At 64.2% G+C, this 18357-nt stretch carries 13 protein-coding genes and 1 pseudogene; 12 read left to right on the top strand and 2 right to left on the bottom strand.

The window, feature by feature from the left end; genetic code table 11:
• Positions 1-318 precede the first annotated feature (318 nt).
• The 3 genes from hemE to rho all read left to right on the top strand — a co-directional run bounded on the left by hemE (position 319) and on the right by rho (position 3317).
• Positions 319-1350: a uroporphyrinogen decarboxylase gene (hemE, locus tag LB516_RS11265; protein ID WP_224719556.1), complete on the top strand. Its 1032-nt coding sequence runs from the start codon at positions 319-321 to the stop codon at positions 1348-1350.
• Positions 1350-1886, top strand: coding sequence for a protoporphyrinogen oxidase HemJ (gene hemJ / locus LB516_RS11260; RefSeq protein WP_224719555.1), 537 nt, complete (start codon positions 1350-1352; stop codon positions 1884-1886). The genes hemE and hemJ overlap by 1 nt, the downstream gene beginning before the upstream one ends.
• A gap of 165 nt (positions 1887-2051) precedes the next feature.
• Positions 2052-3317, top strand: coding sequence for a transcription termination factor Rho (gene rho / locus LB516_RS11255; RefSeq protein ID WP_015314810.1), 1266 nt, complete (start codon positions 2052-2054; stop codon positions 3315-3317).
• Between the two features lie 58 nt (positions 3318-3375).
• Here rho and LB516_RS11250 read toward each other — a convergent pair.
• Positions 3376-5393 (bottom strand): annotated as a pseudogene (locus LB516_RS11250) (thioredoxin domain-containing protein).
• Between the two features lie 72 nt (positions 5394-5465).
• Here LB516_RS11250 and mnmE point away from each other — a divergent pair.
• The 5 genes from mnmE (at position 5466) to LB516_RS11225 (ending at position 11303) form a co-directional block, all read left to right on the top strand.
• A complete protein-coding gene (gene mnmE, locus LB516_RS11245; protein ID WP_224719554.1) occupies positions 5466-6794 on the top strand; it encodes a tRNA uridine-5-carboxymethylaminomethyl(34) synthesis GTPase MnmE in 1329 nt (442 codons plus the stop codon).
• A 192-nt stretch (positions 6795-6986) separates the two neighbouring features.
• A complete protein-coding gene (gene mnmG, locus LB516_RS11240) occupies positions 6987-8870 on the top strand; it encodes a tRNA uridine-5-carboxymethylaminomethyl(34) synthesis enzyme MnmG (RefSeq protein ID WP_224719553.1) in 1884 nt (627 codons plus the stop codon).
• Positions 8867-9499, top strand: coding sequence for a 16S rRNA (guanine(527)-N(7))-methyltransferase RsmG (gene rsmG / locus LB516_RS11235; protein WP_224719552.1), 633 nt, complete (start codon positions 8867-8869; stop codon positions 9497-9499). Before mnmG ends, rsmG begins: the two co-directional genes overlap by 4 nt.
• A 54-nt stretch (positions 9500-9553) precedes the next feature.
• Positions 9554-10354 (top strand): ParA family protein, encoded by an 801-nt coding sequence (locus LB516_RS11230; protein ID WP_224719551.1) that lies wholly within the window; start codon positions 9554-9556, stop codon positions 10352-10354.
• 67 nt (positions 10355-10421) lie between these two features.
• Positions 10422-11303 carry a ParB/RepB/Spo0J family partition protein gene (locus LB516_RS11225; RefSeq protein ID WP_141907068.1) on the top strand — a complete coding sequence of 294 codons (882 nt, stop codon included), beginning with the start codon at positions 10422-10424 and terminating at the stop codon, positions 11301-11303.
• Positions 11304-11457: 154 nt separating this feature from the next.
• Here LB516_RS11225 and holA read toward each other — a convergent pair whose 3' ends face one another.
• The gene (holA, locus tag LB516_RS11220) at positions 11458-12501 is read right to left on the bottom strand and encodes a DNA polymerase III subunit delta (protein ID WP_224719550.1); all 1044 of its coding nucleotides are present in this window, start codon (positions 12499-12501) and stop codon (positions 11458-11460) included.
• 392 nt (positions 12502-12893) lie between these two features.
• Between holA and LB516_RS11215 the strand changes: the two genes are divergently transcribed.
• The 4 genes from LB516_RS11215 (at position 12894) to lpdA (ending at position 18160) form a co-directional block, all read left to right on the top strand.
• Complete coding sequence (locus LB516_RS11215) at positions 12894-14126, top strand: 3-methyl-2-oxobutanoate dehydrogenase (2-methylpropanoyl-transferring) subunit alpha (protein WP_015314818.1); 1233 nt, start codon at positions 12894-12896, stop codon at positions 14124-14126.
• Between the two features lie 3 nt (positions 14127-14129).
• Positions 14130-15143, top strand: a complete 1014-nt coding sequence (locus LB516_RS11210) for an alpha-ketoacid dehydrogenase subunit beta (RefSeq protein WP_140618177.1) — start codon at positions 14130-14132, stop codon at positions 15141-15143.
• A gap of 17 nt (positions 15144-15160) precedes the next feature.
• Positions 15161-16489, top strand: coding sequence for a dihydrolipoamide acetyltransferase family protein (locus LB516_RS11205; protein ID WP_224719549.1), 1329 nt, complete (start codon positions 15161-15163; stop codon positions 16487-16489).
• Positions 16490-16762: 273 nt separating this feature from the next.
• Complete coding sequence (gene lpdA, locus LB516_RS11200) at positions 16763-18160, top strand: dihydrolipoyl dehydrogenase (protein ID WP_224719548.1); 1398 nt, start codon at positions 16763-16765, stop codon at positions 18158-18160.
• Positions 18161-18357 lie beyond the last annotated feature (197 nt).

The following is an 18357-nucleotide window of genomic DNA, read 5'->3' as shown; positions in this document are numbered from 1 at the left end:
TGTCCACAATTCGATGCGCTGTCAGCTTCTCCGGGCGGCTGGGGACAAGTCCGTGGACGAAGCATTTTGCCTTTTGCTCGTCCACAGGGCAGGTCTCCAGGGCATCAGACCTAGCGCATTGACTCCAGTGGCGGATTCCTGATTGTCCCCAGAACCCTGCCAGCCGCGATCGGGAGTGCGCGACAATATGCTTGCTGGCGTTTTGGCGGCCAAAGCGGGACAGGTGACAACCACCACAACCAACAGACTCTTAGAATCAGAAGACTCTTTTAAAATAAGATATTTGATTAAGAGGAAGCCGGGAGAGGCGAGCGCTCGATGCCTGCAAGACGGATCATGCTGGATGTGCTGAAAGGCGAGGCGATGTTTCCTCCTCCGCTCTGGATGATGCGACAGGCCGGGCGCTATCTGCCGGAATACCGTGAGACGCGGAGACGGGCCGGCTCGTTCCTTGATCTCTGCTACGATCCCGAGCTTGCCGTGGAAGTGACACTGCAGCCGATCGAGCGCTTTGGCTTCGACGCTTCGATCGTGTTTTCGGATATCCTTGTCGTTCCCCATGCGCTTGGCCGCGACGTGCGCTTCGAGGAAGGACGTGGGCCGCTGCTGACGCCGATTTCGGCGGCCGAGATTCCGGCGCTGGGAAGCGATGTGTTTCACGTGAATCTCGAACCGGTCTACGAGACGCTTCGCCGGCTGCGGGCGAAATTGCCCGACGAAACGACGCTGATCGGCTTTTGCGGCGCCCCGTGGACGGTGGCGACCTATATGATCGCCGGCCACGGCACCCCGGACCAGGCGCCGGCGCGGCTGTTCGCCTACCGCGAGCCGGCGGCGTTTCGGCAGCTGCTGAAAGTGCTCGCCGACCATTCGGCGTCCTATCTGATCCGGCAGATCGAGGCCGGTGCGGATGTCGTGCAGATTTTCGATTCCTGGTCGGGGGTGCTCGACGATGCCTCGTTCGAACGCTTCTGCGTCGAGCCGGTGGCCGAGATCGTCAGGCAGGTTCGGGCGGTCCATCCCGATGTGCCGATCATCGGTTTTCCCAAGGGCGCCGGCGCCCGCTACCAGAGCTATCGCGAGAAGACCGGCGTGACGGGACTGGGCATCGACTGGACGGTGCCGCTGGAGGCCGCGAAGGCGTTGCAGCGGCAAGGCGCCGTCCAGGGCAATCTCGATCCCTTGCGGCTGGTCGCCGGCGGGCAAGCGTTGGCCGATGGCGTCGAGGCGATCCTCCAGGCGCTGGGGAATGGGCCGCTGGTCTTCAATCTCGGCCACGGCATCACGCCGGAGACGCCGGTGGCGCATGTCGAGGCGATGGTGAAACAGGTTCGGAGCGCCGCACGCTGATGGCTGACAGAGATAACACCAACAGCACCGGCCAGGCGATGAAGCGCATGGTCGTTGGCATCGCTGTCCTGATCGTTCTCACCGCGCTTTTGTTTTTCTTCGCGCCGGAAAGCTTCTACCCCTGGGCAAAGGCGATACATATCCTCGCCGTCATCTCCTGTATGGCTGGGATGCTTTATCTGCCACGGCTGTTTGTCTATCACGTCGATGCGCAGAAAGGCTCCGTGCAGTCGGAGACTTTCAAAGTGATGGAGCGGCGCCTGCTGCGCGGCATCATCAATCCGGCGATGATCCTCACCTGGGTGTTCGGGCTGTGGCTGGCCTGGAAGATTTTTGCGTTCCAGGGCGGCTGGTTGCATGCCAAGATCGGCCTGGTGCTGATTTTGTCGGGCATTCACGGCTATCTGGCCGGCGCGGTGCGCAAATTCGCCGAGGACCGCAACGAAAAGCCGGCAAGGCACTGGCGGATCGTCAATGAGATCCCCACATTGCTGATGATCGCAATCGTGATCCTGGTCGTCGTGAAGCCCTTCTGAGGCTTCATCGGACCCGCTCAAAAGGCGGCTTGCTCTTTCAGCCGACCGACGATACAAGACGGGTCTTCCTTCCCGTCATGCGCCGCCCGTCATTGCTTTCGGCCGCGCCCGGCATTTGTCGCATCCCGCCGATCTTTCCCCCAAAGCCTACCCAGAGTCCGTCTAATGCAAGAAATGAAACTCACCGAGTTCAAGAACAAGAAGCCGCCAGAGCTGATCGCTTATGCCGAATCGCTCGAGGTCGAGAACGCCAGCGTCATGCGCAAGCAGGAACTGATGTTCGCGATCCTGAAGAAGCTCGCCGCCCAGGACATCGAGATCATCGGTGACGGCGTGGTCGAGGTGCTGCAGGACGGTTTTGGCTTCCTGCGCTCCGCCAATGCCAACTATCTGCCAGGTCCCGACGACATCTACATCTCGCCGTCGCAGATCCGGCGCTTTTCGCTGAAGACCGGCGATACGGTCGAAGGGCCGATCCGCAGCCCGAAGGAGGGCGAGCGCTATTTCGCGCTGCTCAAGGTCAACACGATCAATTTCGACGATCCCGAGAAGATCCGCCACAAGATCCACTTCGACAATCTGACGCCGCTCTACCCGACCTCGCGGCTGAAGATGGAGGTCGACAATCCGCCCGGCAAGGACATCTCGCCTCGCGTCATCGACCTGGTGGCGCCGATCGGCAAGGGCCAGCGCGCGCTGATCAACGCACAGCCGCGCACCGGCAAGACGGTGCTGTTGCAGAACATCGCGCACTCGATCACCGCCAATCATCCGGAATGCTACCTGATCGTGCTGCTGATCGACGAGCGGCCCGAGGAAGTCACCGACATGCAGCGTTCGGTCAAAGGCGAAGTCATCTCCTCGACCTTCGACGAGCCGGCGGTGCGCCACGTCCAGGTCGCCGAAATGGTCATCGAGAAGGCCAAGCGGCTGGTCGAGCACGGCCGCGACGTGGTGATCCTTCTGGATTCGATCACTCGCCTGGGCCGCGCCTACAACACCGTCGTGCCGTCCTCCGGCAAGGTGCTGACCGGTGGTGTCGACGCCAACGCGCTGCAGCGCCCGAAGCGTTTCTTCGGCGCCGCGCGCAACATCGAGGAAGGCGGCTCGCTCACCATCATCGCCACCGCGCTGATCGACACCGGCAGCCGCATGGACGAAGTCATCTTCGAAGAGTTCAAGGGCACCGGCAACTGCGAAATCCAGCTCGACCGCAAGGTGGCGGACAAGCGCATCTATCCGGCCATCGACATCCTCAAATCCGGCACCCGCAAGGAAGACCTGCTGGTGTCGCGCCAGGACCTGCAGAAGATCTTCGTGCTGCGCCGCATCCTGGCGCCGATGGGTACCACCGACGCGATCGAGTTCCTGATCGACAAGCTGAAGCAGACCAAGACCAACGGCGATTTCTTCGATTCGATGAACACGTAATCGAGGCGCGGCAGAGCCTTATCTTCGTCATCCTCGGATCAAGCCCGAGGATGACGAATCACTTTCGCCGCAACAATCCTTCCAATTCGTCAGCATCCGCAACCACCGGCAGGCAGACCTGGCCGGTGCACAACCAGGCGCCGCGCCGGTTGGTCGGAGGCAGGATTCCGCCGGGGAGCAAGGGTCGATTCGCCGCCGTACCGATTGGCACCACGATATCGACGCGACGCGGATCTGGGTTTCGATTCGCCACCGGAATGAGCTTCGGATCCTCCAGCCCGTCCACGATGACCAGTTTCAGCGGCTCGAGGGCAAGCGCGCAGGCATTGACGATACCCGCCTGGCCATAGGCCTGGTGCGCCGCTCGTCCGGCAGCATGCTCGGCCGTTTTCCACGCCTTCTCCTGCAAGTCGAGGTTGCCGGTAATAGAAGCCAGCCGGACCTGCGCCTCGATGATCTGGCTGGTGGCCGAGGGGATGGCCTCGTCGACATCGCCCCGGATGCGGATCGGCACGTCGGTGCTGTCCGAGGCGGTCAGATAGTAGCCCGTGCCTTCCGCGTCGGCGTGCCAATGGTCGAGCTGTCCAAGGAACTGGCTGGCCTGCTCGACATAGCTCCAGTCCTCAGTGGCCTCGAACAGCGAGATCGCCGCGTTGGTCATGGCGGCATAGTCGCTCGACAGTGCGGGAAACAGTTTCCGGACACCAAGCATGGAATGCGGCAAGCGACCGTCGCGGCCGGCTTTGCCGATATGGGCAAAGGCCTTGGCCGCGGCCTCGATCCAATCCGGTCGCGCCAGCGAACGACCCGCCTCGGCGAGGGCGGCGATCATCAGGCCGTTCCAGTCGGTAAGGGTCTTTGCGTCCAGGCCCGGCCTGACGCGTTGTTCCCGGACAGCGAGAAGCCTTGCCTTGAGCGGGACAAGCCGCTCCCGGTCGGCAACACCAGACGCCTGCTGGGAGAGGGTCTGATGGAGCACCGGCTTACCTTCCCATCCGGGCGGGCTGGAAAGGCTGAAGTACTTGAAAAACAAGGTTAAATCGTCTCCAAGAGCAGATTCGATCTCCCCCTGCTCCAGGTGTAGAACAGGCCTTCCTCGCCATCGCTATCGGCATCGAGGCTGGCGGCGAAGGCGCCGCCTTCGACACGCATTTCGCGCAGCAGCCAGTCGACCGTGTCCTCGATTCGGACCCGGAACAAATCATTGCCGGTCGCCGCGAGGGCCCAGTTGCAGAAGCGGATGAGCTGCGCATTGTCGTAGAGCATCTTCTCGAAATGGGGCACCAGCCATTCGGCGTCCGTCGAGTAGCGGCTGAGCCCGCCGCCGATGTGATCGTAGATACCGCCGCTCAGCATATGTTCGAGGCTGACGAGGACGTCGTCGCGATGCGCGGCATTGCCGTCCCGCAGCCAGGACAGCCACAGCGTCTGCATGAACGGCGCGTTCGGGAATTTCGGCGCGCCGGCGAGCCCGCCGCGGTCGCGGTCGATCATGCCACTGACGCGGCCGGCAAGGTCGGACAGCGTATCGCGATCGAGAAGTGCCTTGGAATGCGTGGCCGAGAGCCGCGCCTCGACATGCGAGGTCAGGCCGTCGGCGCTCTGGTGCAGGCTTGCCCGTTTCTCGCACCATGCCTTGTCGACCGCTTCCATCACCTGGATGAACCCCGGACGGCCATAGCGCGGCTCGCGCGGGAAATAGGTGCCGCCCCAGAACGGCTTGCCATCGGGGGTCAGGAACATGGTCAGCGGCCAGCCGCCTTGCTCGCCCATCGAGGACAGTGCCGCCATATAGATCTGGTCGATGTCGGGGCGCTCCTCGCGGTCCACCTTGATATTGACGAACAGACGGTTCATGACGGCGGCGACGTCGTCGTTCTCGAAGCTTTCATGGGCCATGACATGGCACCAATGGCAGGCGGCGTATCCGACGGAGAGCAGGATAGGCCTGTCCAGCGCCTTTGCCTCTTCCAGCGATGCCGGTGACCATCCCCGCCAATGCACGGGGTTGCCGCTGTGCTGCTGCAGATAGGGGCTGGCCTCGTCGGCAAGCAGGTTTTGCGCGGGCAATGTCACAATGGCCAACTTTCAGGAGCAATCCGGGGCGGTGATGAAGCGAAAGCTAGGGCGGTTCGGTAGAGCGGGCAAATGATTTCAGGCGATTCGATCGTGGCGCTGTCGAGCGGCCGGCTTCCGGCCGGAGTCGCGGTGCTGCGCATATCCGGCCCGCAGACTCGATTCGTGATCGAAACGATCGTTGGCGGCATGGTTAAGGCGCGGGCTGCGGTTCTGCGGAGATTCAGGGCTCCGGATGGAACCGTGCTCGATAACGGCTTGGTTCTGTTCTTTCCCGGTCCGGCGAGCTTCACCGGCGAGGATGTCGCCGAGTTCCATGTTCATGGCGGGCGCGCCGTGGTGGCCAGGATGCTGGAAACGATCGCTGGTTTCGACGGCGTCAGGCATGCCGAGCCGGGAGAATTCACGCGCCGCGCCTTCTTCAACGGCAAGGTCGATCTGGTCGAGACGGAGGCGCTGGCGGACCTCGTCAATGCGGAAACCGAGGCGCAGCGGCGTTTTGCCATCCAGAACGCCGGGGGCGCGCAGAGCGCGCTCTACCTCGGCTGGCGTCGGCGGCTGATCCATGCGCGGGCCATGATCGAGGCCGAGATCGACTTTGCCGATGAAGACGATGTACCAGGTTCCGTTTCGGATACGGTTTGGTCCGACGTGAGGTCGATGATCTCGGAGATCGACCGCCACATCGCCGGCTTCCATGCCGCCGAGATCATCCGCGATGGCTTCGAAGTCGTCATTCTCGGCGCGCCCAATGCCGGCAAGTCCAGCCTGTTCAATGCCTTGGCGCGGCGCGATGCCGCTATTGTAACGGATGAACCCGGCACCACCCGAGATTTGCTGGAGGTGGTGCTGGATCTCCGAGGCTTGCGTGTCCGACTGACCGACACGGCCGGGTTGCGGGAAGCGCCTGGCAAAATCGAGGCGATCGGCATCGAGAAGGCAAGAGCCAAGGCGGATCGCGCCGATCTGCTGCTGCTGCTCGAGGACGCCGCGGACCCCAGGGACGCCGGTCCGCTGCCGATGTCGACGCCGGCATTGCGCGTCGGCACCAAGCTCGACCTGCTCGATAGGAGAGCGACCCAGGATGCAATTGGGCGCTACGAGTTTGGTATATCGGTGGTCGACGGGACGGGTGTGGCTGGATTGCTGGCAGAGATCGGTCGCCGCGCTTCCGAGGCGGCCGGCGATAGCGGCGAGGTGCTGCCATCACGGCTGCGCCATGTCGAGTTGCTCGACGCGGCGAACCGGCATCTGTACCGCGCCGCCGATGAACGCATGCCCCAGGAATTGCGCGCCGAAGAGCTGCGCCTGGCAGCGGATCGCCTGGGACGGATAGTGGGTGCGGTGGACGTCGAAGACTTGCTCGACGTGATCTTTTCCCAGTTCTGCATTGGAAAATGACTCACGTGAAACATGATGGCTGCCGAAGCTCGTGCTGACTCACGTGAAACAATCAGGCGGTGATTCACGTGAAACGCCGATAAAAGTGGGGTTTCGCTGTTTCACGTGAAACGCCTGTGCGGAAGTTTTCTTGACAGTCCCGCCTCGCGGGGACATGTGTCGCTCATCTTCTTCGAGTCCGGGACCTATGGAATGACCGATCACTATGATGTGGTTGTGGTGGGCGGCGGCCATGCGGGTTGCGAGGCGGCCAGCGCCGCCGCGCGCGCTGGCGCGAGAACCGCGCTGGTGACGCTGCGTTTCGACACGATCGGCGTGATGTCGTGCAACCCTGCCATCGGCGGGCTCGGCAAGGGGCATCTGGTGCGCGAGATCGACGCCATGGACGGGCTGATGGGCCGTGTGGCGGACGCCGCCGGCATCCAGTTCCGCCTGCTCAACCGCCGCAAGGGCCCGGCGGTGCGCGGCCCGCGTACACAGGCCGACAGAAAACTCTATCGCCTTGCCATGCAGGAAGCGATTCGGCAGCAGAACGATCTCGAGGTCCTGGAGGGCGAAGTTCTCGATTTCGAGATCTCCGATGGAAATATCGTAGCGGTTCTCCTGGCAGACGGCCGTCGGCTTGCCTGCGGCGCCGTGGTGCTGACGACGGGAACCTTCCTGCGGGGCCTCATTCACATCGGTGAGAAGAAGATCGTCGCGGGCCGCATGAACGAGAAGGCCAGCATGGGACTGTCGGCAACGATGGACCGCGCCGGCTTCAAGCTCGGGCGGCTCAAGACCGGCACGCCGCCGCGACTGGACGGACGAACCATCGATTGGGCGTCGCTGGAAAGCCAGGCGGCGGACGAGAATCCCGTACCGTTCTCGCTGATGACCGACCGCATCGTGACGCCGCAGATCGATTGCGGTATCACCCGCACGACCACAGCCACGCATGAGCTGATCCGCGCCAATCTTGGCCGCTCGGCCATGTATTCCGGCTCGATCGAAGGAGTTGGGCCGCGTTATTGTCCGTCGATCGAGGACAAGATTGTCAAGTTCGGCGACCGGGACGGCCACCAGATCTTCCTCGAGCCGGAGGGGCTCGACGACCATACCGTCTATCCCAACGGCATTTCGACCTCGCTGCCCGAGGACGTTCAGCTGGAGATATTGAAGACTATTCCCGGTTTGGAGCATGCGGTCATGCTGCAGCCTGGCTATGCCATCGAATATGATCATGTCGATCCGCGCGAACTGCATCCCTCACTTGAGACCAGGCGCGTTGCTGGGCTTTTTCTGGCCGGGCAGATCAACGGCACGACCGGCTATGAAGAGGCCGCAGGGCAGGGCCTGCTCGCCGGCCTCAATGCGGCGCGGCGGGCGGCGGGCGGCGCACCGGTCGTGCTCAGCCGCACCCAGGCCTATATCGGCGTGATGGTCGACGATCTGACCAGTCGCGGCATCAGTGAACCCTATCGGATGTTCACGTCGAGGGCCGAGTTCCGGCTCTCGCTGCGCGCCGACAACGCCGATGAGCGGCTGACGCCGCTGGCGCAGACGCTGGGGATCGCCTCGGCGCGGCGGATGCAGCGTTATGGGGATGTCATGCAGCGGCTGGATGAAGCGCGCGAGATGGCGCTTTCGTTGACCATGACGCCGAACGAGGCGGCACGGCACGGTTTGGAGATCAATCTCGACGGCGTGCGCCGGTCCGGCTTTGAACTGCTGGCCTATCCCGGTGTCGATGTGGCTTGGCTGGCTGGGGTTGAACCGAAATTTCACGATATCGATGCCAGGACTGCGGAGCGTCTCGAAACGGAAGCGAAATATTCGGTTTATCTGGATCGCCAGAGCACCGATGTCGCGCAGATCCGGCGTGAAGAGAGCCGGCTGATCCCGGACAGCGTCGATTTTGTCGGCGTGCCTGGCTTATCCAATGAGCTGAAGCAGAAGATGCAGGCGCGGCGGCCGCGCTCCATCGCGGAGGCGCAGCGCATGGAAGGCATGACGCCGGCGGCGTTGGCGATCATCGTCGCGCATGTCCGCCATTGGGAATCGGTGCAGAAAGCCGAGCAGAGGGATGTTGCGTGAGTTCCTTCTCTCGCGAGCGCCTGCAGGAGGCCGCCGGCCCCGTTTCACGTGAAACATTCGATCGCCTGGTGGCGTTCGAAGCGATGTTCCAGAAATGGAACCGCAGCATCAATCTCGTGGCGCAGTCGACCTCGGGCGATGTCTGGCAGCGCCACATTCTGGACAGCGCGCAACTTGCTGGGATAGAGCCCGATGCCATGCATTGGGTCGACATCGGTTCTGGCGGCGGATTTCCCGGGCTTGTCATGGCCTTTCTGCTCGGCGACCGCCTGGGCGCCAGCATCGATCTGGTCGAAAGCAACCGCAAGAAAGCGTCGTTTTTGCAGACGGTCGTCGGGCAGTTCGGTCTGCCGGCGCGGGTCGTGGCGCGCCGCATCGAGGACAGCCATGTGCTTGTTTCGAAGCCGGAAATCGTCACCGCACGGGCGCTGGCACCGCTTTCGGTGCTGCTGGACCTGTCGGCCCCATGGCTGGCCTCGGGCGCGCGGGCGCTGTTCCACAAAGGCCGGGATTATCGCGCCGAAGTGCAAGAAAGCGTTAACCGGTGGACCTTCGATCTGGTAGAACATCCAAGCGTGACCGACGCCAGCGGCGTCATCCTCGAATTGTCCAATGTGCGACCTGTCTGAACCGAGACCGGTCTGAGTGTTCGGCGACCCAAGATGAATTTCTGGCATAGACCCATGATGAAGAACGGCCCTCGAATCATCACCGTAGCCAACCAGAAGGGCGGCGTCGGCAAGACCACCACCGCCATCAATTTGGCCACCGCGCTGGCGGCAATCGGCGAGAAAGTGCTGATCGTCGACCTCGACCCGCAGGGCAATGCCAGCACCGGCCTCGGCATCGACCGCAAGGACCGGACGGTTTCGTCCTACGATGTGCTGACGGGCGAACTGGATCTGGAAGCCGCCGCCATTCCGACCGCGGTGCCCGGCCTCTCCATCGTTCCTTCGACGCTGGACCTGCTCGGCATCGAGATGGAGATCGCCTCGGCACCCGACCGGGTGCTCAAGCTGCGCAACGCGCTGCGTGCCGCGACCGAGCGCGGGGCGCCCTTCGGCTATGTGCTGATCGACTGCCCGCCCTCGCTCAATCTTTTGACTTTGAATTCAATGGCGGCGGCCGATTCCGTTCTCGTGCCGCTGCAATGCGAGTTCTTCGCGCTGGAGGGTCTCAGCCAGCTGCTCGAAACCGTCGAGCAGGTGCGTCGCTCGATCAATTCGGACCTCACCATTCAGGGCATCGTGCTGACCATGTATGACGGTCGCAACAATCTCGCCAACCAGGTGGTGCAGGACGTGCGCGAGCATATGGGCGACAAGGTCTACGAGACGATCATTCCGCGCAATGTCCGGGTGTCCGAAGCCCCGTCCTATGGGAAGCCGGCAATTCTCTATGACCTGAAATGCTCGGGCAGCCAGGCCTATCTGCAATTGGCCTCCGAAGTGATCCGCCGCGAGCGTAAATTGCGCGCTGCTTGATTAGAACCGATGCACACTTAACAGCCGATTCGATACCGAAACGATCTGAAATAGACGTGGAATAAAGATGAGCGAAGATCTCTCGAGGAAAAGACTGGGTCGCGGGCTGGCAGCACTGATCGGCGAGATCGATCGCCCGGCGGCCCCGGAAAAGCCCGGCATGAGCGCCGACGGCAAGGTGCCGATCGAGTTTATCAGCGCCAATCCGAAAAATCCGCGCCGGCATTTCGGCGATGCCGAACTGACCGACCTTGCCCAGTCGATCCGCGAACATGGCGTGGTGCAGCCGGTCGTGGCGCGGCCTTCGCCGACGCAGGCCGGCCGCTACGAGATCATTGCCGGCGAGCGGCGCTGGCGGGCGGCGCAGCGCGCCGGCCTGACCGAGATCCCGGTCATCATCCGCGACGTCAACGACCGCACCGCGCTGGAACTGGCGATCATCGAGAACGTGCAGCGCGCCGACCTCAATCCGGTCGAAGAAGCGCAGGGTTACCAGCAGCTGATCGACGACCATGGCTACACCCAGGCCGATCTCGGCCAGGTCATCGGCAAGAGCCGCAGCCATGTCGCCAACACGTTGCGGCTGCTCAAGCTGCCCGACGTGATCCGCGACATGCTGGTCGACGGCGCGCTGTCGGCGGGCCACGCCCGCACGCTGGTGACGGCGGAGGATCCGGCCGGCCTCGCCAAGCGCATCGTCGAGGAGGGGCTTTCCGTGCGCCAGGCCGAAGCGCTGGCGCAGATGCCGGCCGGCGCCAGTTCCAGCACCAAGCCAGCCGCGTCAGCCGTCGAAAAAGACGCCGACACGCTGGCGCTGGAAAAGCTGCTCACCGACACGACCGGCATGATCGTGACGGTCGACCACAAGGGCAAGGGCGGCGTGCTGCGCGTCGCCTACCGCAGCCTGGAACAGCTCGACGAGCTGTGCAGGCGGCTGAAGCAGGATTAACATTTAGCCGGCAAATTATGCGGCACAGCGTTACTCCCGGCGTTCGGCGCCGCCCCTCATCCCCCTGCCGGGACCTTCTCCCCGTATAGAGACGGGGAGAAGAGGCTGGGTGTGCGACGCCGGCGCCTTTCTGTGACGCCGGCGGCCAATTTCTCTACCGCTGACCCAGCCTGGCGCTTTCCACCGCGATACCGAGCAGCGCCTGCCGTGCCAGCGCGACGGACAGGTCCGGGCGCCGCCGCGTCTGCAGCACGGCCTGATGCAACCGGGTCAGCGCGCGGCCGAGCGCTTCGCTGTTCCAGCGCTCCAGGGTCTTCTCCACCAGCTTGCGCCTGGAGAAAAAGACCGGCGGCCGCGCGGCGGCAACGACGGAAGCGGCGTTGCGGCCGCCCGTCTCCATCTGGCCGCGCATGGCCTGGATCTGCTGTAGCTGCCGCATCGCCGAGGACAGCACCTGGAAGGGCTGCCCGCCGCCCTGGCAGTGGCGCGTGAAAGCGGTGTCGAAGTCGCCGACCTTGCCTTCGAGCAGCGCGTCGACGGCATCGTCGTAAGAGGCGCCGGACACGTCGCCGGACATGGCTCTCACCTCTTCCAGCCCGATCTCCTTCAGGCCGTGGGCGTAGAGGACGAGTTTTTCGATCTCGCCGCGCGAGGCCAGCCGATCGCCACCGAGATTGCGGCGCAGCGCCTGCCGCGCCTCCAGTGTCATCGCCATGCCGGCCTTGCGCAGTTCGTCGTCGATGACCGTGTCGATGTCACGGGCCTCATCGGCGTAGCAAGGCAGCGCCATGGCATTGTCCGCGCCCTCGACCACGGCGCGCAGCCCGACGCCTTTCTTCAGATCGCCGGCCTCAATGAGAATGATGGCGTCGCGCACCGGCTCCGCCGTCAGTGCCTTGACGTCGTCGGCCAGTGCTTTCTGGCCGCTGGCATTGCGCACCCAGAGCAGCCGCCGGTCGGAAAACATCGGCACGGTGCGGGCCTCGTCGAGCAGGCGGCCCTCGTCGCGATCGACCTCCGAACCCTCGAGCCTGACCACCGAGAACGGGTCGTCGAGCGGCAGGCCGGTCTTTCCGGCAAAGGCCTTCGCCCGCTCGGAGACAAGGCCGCGATCGGGGCCATAAAGCAGGACGATCGAGATGCGCGGATCAGGCCGCGCCAGCCAACCGTCGACCTCGTATGCCTTCTTCTGTGCCATGGAGGGTGGTTAGCATGATGCGGGGATGGAGTGAACGTCTTCCGGTTCGGATCGCCAACCTTGGCCCATTCCTCTCCCCCGATCGACGGGGGAGAGGAAGGGCGCCAAGGCTGGCGAAACCCCAATTTTCCCCTGCTCGCGGAGGCACAAAAGGAGGCGTGGAACCAAGTCTCGCCAGCCAATCACCTTATCTGGCGACAAACACGGCACAACCATGCGCCAAATTGCGTGCGGCCGCCCAACATCGACAAGAAATTTCGCGGACATATCTTCATCTTGAGCGGGGGAGGCCGGATCGGCCGGCGCGGCCGGAACCGACACCCTGACGCATTCGCACTGGCGGCGCGGATATGCAAATATCCCTGCCAGGCAACATTGGAGGACTCGAGGTCATGGCCGATGCTGGGATGTTGCGGTTTCACGTTCCGGAGCCGGAAGTGCGGCCGGGCGGGACGCCTGATTTCTCCAATGTGACCATCGCCGAGGCCGGCTCCGTGCCACGCCCCGATATCGACGTCGATCCGCGCACCATCCGCGACATGGCCTTTTCGATCATCCGGGTGCTGAACCGCAATGGCGAGGCCGTCGGGCCGTGGGCCGGGCTGCTTTCCAGCGAGGAATTGCTGGAAGGCCTGCGCAACATGATGACGCTGCGCACCTTCGATGCGCGCATGCAGATGGCGCAGCGCCAGGGCAAGACCTCCTTCTACATGCAGCATCTCGGCGAGGAAGCGGTGAGCTGCGCCTTCCGCAAGGCGCTCGCGCCCGGCGACATGAATTTCCCGACCTATCGCCAGGCCGGCCTGCTGATCGCCGACGGCTATCCGATGGTCACGATGATGAACCAGATCTATTCCAACGAGGCCGATCCGCTGAAGGGCCGACAGCTGCCGATCATGTATTCGTCGAAGGAGCACGGCTTTTTCTCGATCTCGGGCAATCTGGCCACGCAGTATATCCAGGCGGTCGGCTGGGCGATGGCGTCGGCGATCTCCAACGATTCCAGGATCGCCGCGGCCTGGATCGGCGACGGCTCGACGGCCGAATCCGATTTCCATTCGGCGCTGGTGTTCGCCTCCACCTACAAGGCGCCGGTGGTGCTCAATGTCGTCAACAACCAGTGGGCGATCTCGACTTTTCAAGGCATTGCGCGCGGCGGCTCCGGCACATTCGCGGCCCGGGGGCTCGGCTTCGGCATCCCGTCGCTGCGCGTCGACGGCAATGACTATCTGGCCGTGCACGCGGTGGCCAAATGGGCGGCGACAAGGGCGCGGGACAACCTCGGGCCGACGCTGGTCGAATATGTCACCTACCGCGCCGGCGCCCATTCGAGCTCGGACGATCCCTCCGCCTACCGGCCGAAGACCGAGTCCGACGCCTGGCCGCTCGGCGACCCGGTCGTGCGGCTGAAGAACCATCTCATCAAGCTCGGTGTCTGGTCGGACGAACGGCATGCGCAGGCCGAGGCCGAAATCCTCGACACGGTGATCGCGGCGCAGAAGGAAGCGGAAAGCCACGGCACGCTGCATGCCGGCGGCAAGCCGTCGACACGCGAGATGTTCGAAGGTGTGTTTGCCGAGATGCCGCCGCATCTCAGGCGCCAGCGCCAGCAGGCGGGAGTCTGAGCCATGCCAAGACGGACCATGATCGAGGCCATTCGCGACGCCATGGACGTGTCTATGGAGCGCGACGACAAGGTTGTCGTGTTCGGCGAGGATGTCGGCTTCTTCGGCGGCGTTTTTCGCGTCACGCACGGGTTGCAGGCGAAATACGGCAAGAGCCGCTGCTTCGACGCGCCGATCAACGAATCCGGCATTGTCGGGTCGGCCATCGGCATGGCCGCCTATGGTTTGAAGCCCTGCGTGGAAATTCAGTTTGCCGACTACATGTATCCGGCCTACGACCAGCTGACGCAGGAAGCGGCAAGGCTGCGCTACCGCTCGAATGGCGATTTCACCTGCCCGATCGTTGTCCGCATGCCGACCGGCGGCGGCATTTTCGGCGGCCAGACGCACAGCCAGAGCCCGGAAGCGCTGTTCACCCATGTGTCGGGCCTGAAGACGGTGGTGCCGTCCAACCCGCACGACGCCAAGGGGCTTTTGATCGCGGCGATCGAGGATCCCGATCCGGTGATCTTCCTTGAGCCGAAGCGGCTCTACAACGGCCCGTTCGACGGGCACCACGACCGGCCGGTGACGCCATGGTCGAAGCACGAGCTCGGCGAGGTCGCCGACGGCCATTACACCGTGCCGCTCGGCAAGGCCGCCATCCGCAGGGCGGGCGCGGCGGTCACGGTGCTGGCCTACGGCACCATGGTCTATGTCGCGCAAGCGGCCGCCGAGGAGACCGGCATCGACGCCGAGATCATCGATCTGAGGACGCTGCTGCCGCTCGATCTCGACACGATCGTGGCTTCGGTCAAGAAGACCGGGCGCTGCGTCGTCGTGCATGAGGCGACGCTGACCTCGGGCTTCGGCGCCGAACTGTCGGCGCTGGTGCAGGAAAACTGCTTCTATCACTTGGAGGCGCCGGTCGTCCGCGTCGCCGGCTGGGACACGCCCTATCCGCATGCGCAGGAGTGGGAGTATTTTCCCGGTCCCGCGCGTGTCGGCCGCGCTTTGCTTGAAACATTGGAAGCCTAGAGTGGGGGAGGCCTGAGATGGGCGAACACATCATCAAGCTGCCCGATGTCGGCGAGGGTGTCGCCGAGGCCGAGCTCGTCGAATGGCATGTGAAGATCGGCGACATCGTGCGCGAGGACACGGTGCTCGCCGCCGTGATGACCGACAAGGCGACGGTCGAAATCCCGTCGCCCGTCGATGGCGAAATCCTGTGGCTGGGCGCCGAGATCGGCGACACGGTGGCGATCGGTTCACCGATCGTGCGGCTGAAAGTGGCGGGCGACGGCAATGTGAAAGCCGGCAAAGAGGCTGAACCGGTGACCGGGGCGGAGCCGCCCGCCAGGCTGCCGAGCCCGAAGCCCCAAGCCGCTTCGCCGCCCAAGCCGGCAAAACCCGCCGAGACACCGGCGAAGCCCGCATCCTCGTCGGCGGCGCCGAAAACCGTGACACGCTCCTCGGCTTCGGGCGCGCCGCGTCCGGAAGGCGAAAAGCCGCTGGCCTCCCCCGCCGTTCGCTTGCGGGCGAAAGAGGCGGGCATCGATCTCAGGCAGGTGGCGGGGACCGGCCCCGCCGGCCGCATCGGCCACGAGGACCTGGAGGCGTTCCTGGCGCGCGGGCCGCAATCGGCCAAGGCGCCGGGCCTCGCCCGCGACGACACCGTCGAGGACATCAAACTGGTCGGCCTGCGGCGCAAGATCGCCGAGAAGATGACGCTGTCGAAGTCGCGCATCCCGCACATCACCTATGTCGAGGAGATCGACGTCACGGCGCTCGAGGAATTGCGCGCCGTGCTCAACAAGGAAAAGCGTGTTGCCAAGGGCGGCGCGGAGAGGCCGAAGCTGACCTTGCTGCCGTTCCTGATGCGGGCGATGGTCAAGGCGATCGCGGACCAGCCCCAGCTCAATTCCCTGTTCGACGACGAGGCCGGCATCATCCACCAGCATGGCGGCATCCATATCGGCATTGCCGCGCAGACACCGTCGGGACTGGTGGTGCCTGTCATCAAGCATGCCGAGGCGCGCGATGTCTGGGACTGTGCCGCCGAGGTGGGCAGGCTGGCGGAGGCTGCCAAGTCGGGAACGGCGACGCGTGACGAGCTGTCCGGCTCGACCATCACCATCACCTCGCTCGGCGCCATGGGTGGGATCGCGACGACGCCTGTGATCAACCACCCGGAAGTGGCGATCATCGGCGTCAACAGGATGATGGTGCGGCCGGTTTGGGACGGCACCCAGTTCATCCCGCGCAAGATGATGAATCTGTCGTCGAGCTTCGACCACCGCGTCATCGATGGCTGGGACGCGGCGGTGTTCATCCAGCGGATCAAGGCGCTGCTGGAGACGCCGGCGCTGATTTTCGTGGATTGAGGGAGATGTGATGCGTTCTCGAGTTTCCATTGGCGGGCGCCGCGCCGCCCCTCATTGCCCTGCCGGGCATTTCTCCCCGTATAGTGACGGGGAGAAAGACGCCGTTATCCATGGTTTCGCCAATCGGCAGCGTTGCAGACGAGGGCGCCAACATCGCGGCCAATCCCTTCTCCCCGTAACTATACGGGGAGAAGGTGCCGGCAGGCGGATGAGGGGCAGCGCTGGGTTGGATGGGAGGACGTTGACGGCTCTCACGACAAGGAAGCTGCCAACATGAAGGAAATCTCCTGCAAGCTGCTCGTCATCGGCGCCGGTCCGGGCGGTTATGTCTGCGCCATTCGTGCGGGACAGCTCGGCGTCGACACCGTGACTGTCGAGGCTGCGAAGCCCGGCGGCACCTGCCTCAATGTCGGCTGCATCCCGTCCAAGGCGCTGATCCATGCGGCGGAGGAGTTCGAGAAGGTTTCGAACATGGCCGGCGGCAACAGCCCACTCGGCATTTCGGTCACCGCACCGGTGCTCGACCTGGCCAGAACCATCGCCTGGAAGGACGGGATCGTCAGCCGGCTCAATAGCGGTGTCGCCGGCCTGCTGAAGAAGGCCGGGGTGAAGACCGTGCATGGCTGGGCGAGGTTTCGCGATGGCAAGACCGTCGAGGTCGAGACCGAGACCGGAAGCCAGGTGATCCGGGCCGAGACGATCGTGATCGCCACCGGCTCCGCGCCGGTCGAGTTGTCTTTTCTTCCCTTCGGCGGGCCTGTGATCTCGTCCACCGACGCGCTGGCCCTGAGTGAGGTTCCCAGGAAAATCGCTGTCGTCGGTGGCGGCTATATCGGGCTCGAACTCGGCATGGCCTTCGCCAAGATGGGTGCGGGGGTCACCGTGGTCGAAGCCTTGCCGCGCGTGCTGGCGCAGTATGACGCGGAGCTGACCCGGCCTGTCGTCAAGCGGCTCTCCGCGCTCGGCGTCGAGGTGATGCTGGGCGCCAGGGCCAAAGGGCTGTCGACAGACGGCGATGCCCTGCTGGTCGAGACATCGGACGGCAAGAGCACCAAGGTCGCCGCGGACAAGGTGCTGGTGACGGTCGGCCGCAAGCCGGTGACGGAAGGCTGGGGACTCGACCAGATCGATCTCGACAGGGCCGGAAAGTTCATACGGATCGACGACCAGTGCCGGACCTCGATGCGCGGCGTCTTCGCCATCGGTGACGTCACCGGGGAGCCGATGCTGGCGCACCGGGCGATGGCGCAAGGCGAAATGGTCGCGGAGATCGTCGCCGGCCACAAGCGCGGCTGGGACAAGCGCTCGATCCCGGCCGTCTGCTTCACCGATCCTGAGCTGGTGACGGCGGGTCTGTCGCCCGAAGAGGCCAAGGCGCAGGGCGGCGAGATCAAGATCGGCCTATTCCCCTTCGCCGCCAATGGCCGCGCCATGACCAAGCTCGGCGAAGACGGGTTCGTCCGCGTCGTGGCGCGCGCCGACAATCACCTGGTGCTCGGCATCCAGGCCGTCGGTCAGGGTGTGTCGGAACTGTCGGCGGTGTTTGGGCTGGCGCTGGAGATGGGCGCCAGGCTGGAGGACATCGCAGGGACGATCCATGCGCACCCGACGCAAGGCGAAGGGTTTCAGGAAGCCGCGCTCAAGGCGCTGGGCCACGCGCTGCATATTTAGAGCTCCCCCTCTCCCGCGTCAGGCGTAAAGGGGGAGGAGTTGCTCGATTGCCCCAGGCTCCTTTCCTCTCCCTCCGGAGGGGGGAGAGGTGGCGCTGCGAAGCAGCGACGGAGTGGGGGAAGCCGGTCCTCAGACGCACCGCCGCTGAAAACTCATCACAAGCCTCAATCAGTCAGGACGAGGCATCACCCCGGCTT

The organism is Mesorhizobium sp. CO1-1-7 (genome assembly GCF_020164885.1).
Lineage (GTDB): Bacteria > Pseudomonadota > Alphaproteobacteria > Rhizobiales > Rhizobiaceae > Mesorhizobium > Mesorhizobium australicum.
Note: the sequence above shows the minus strand (reverse complement) of the source record. Positions and strands in the feature narration are given on the sequence as shown.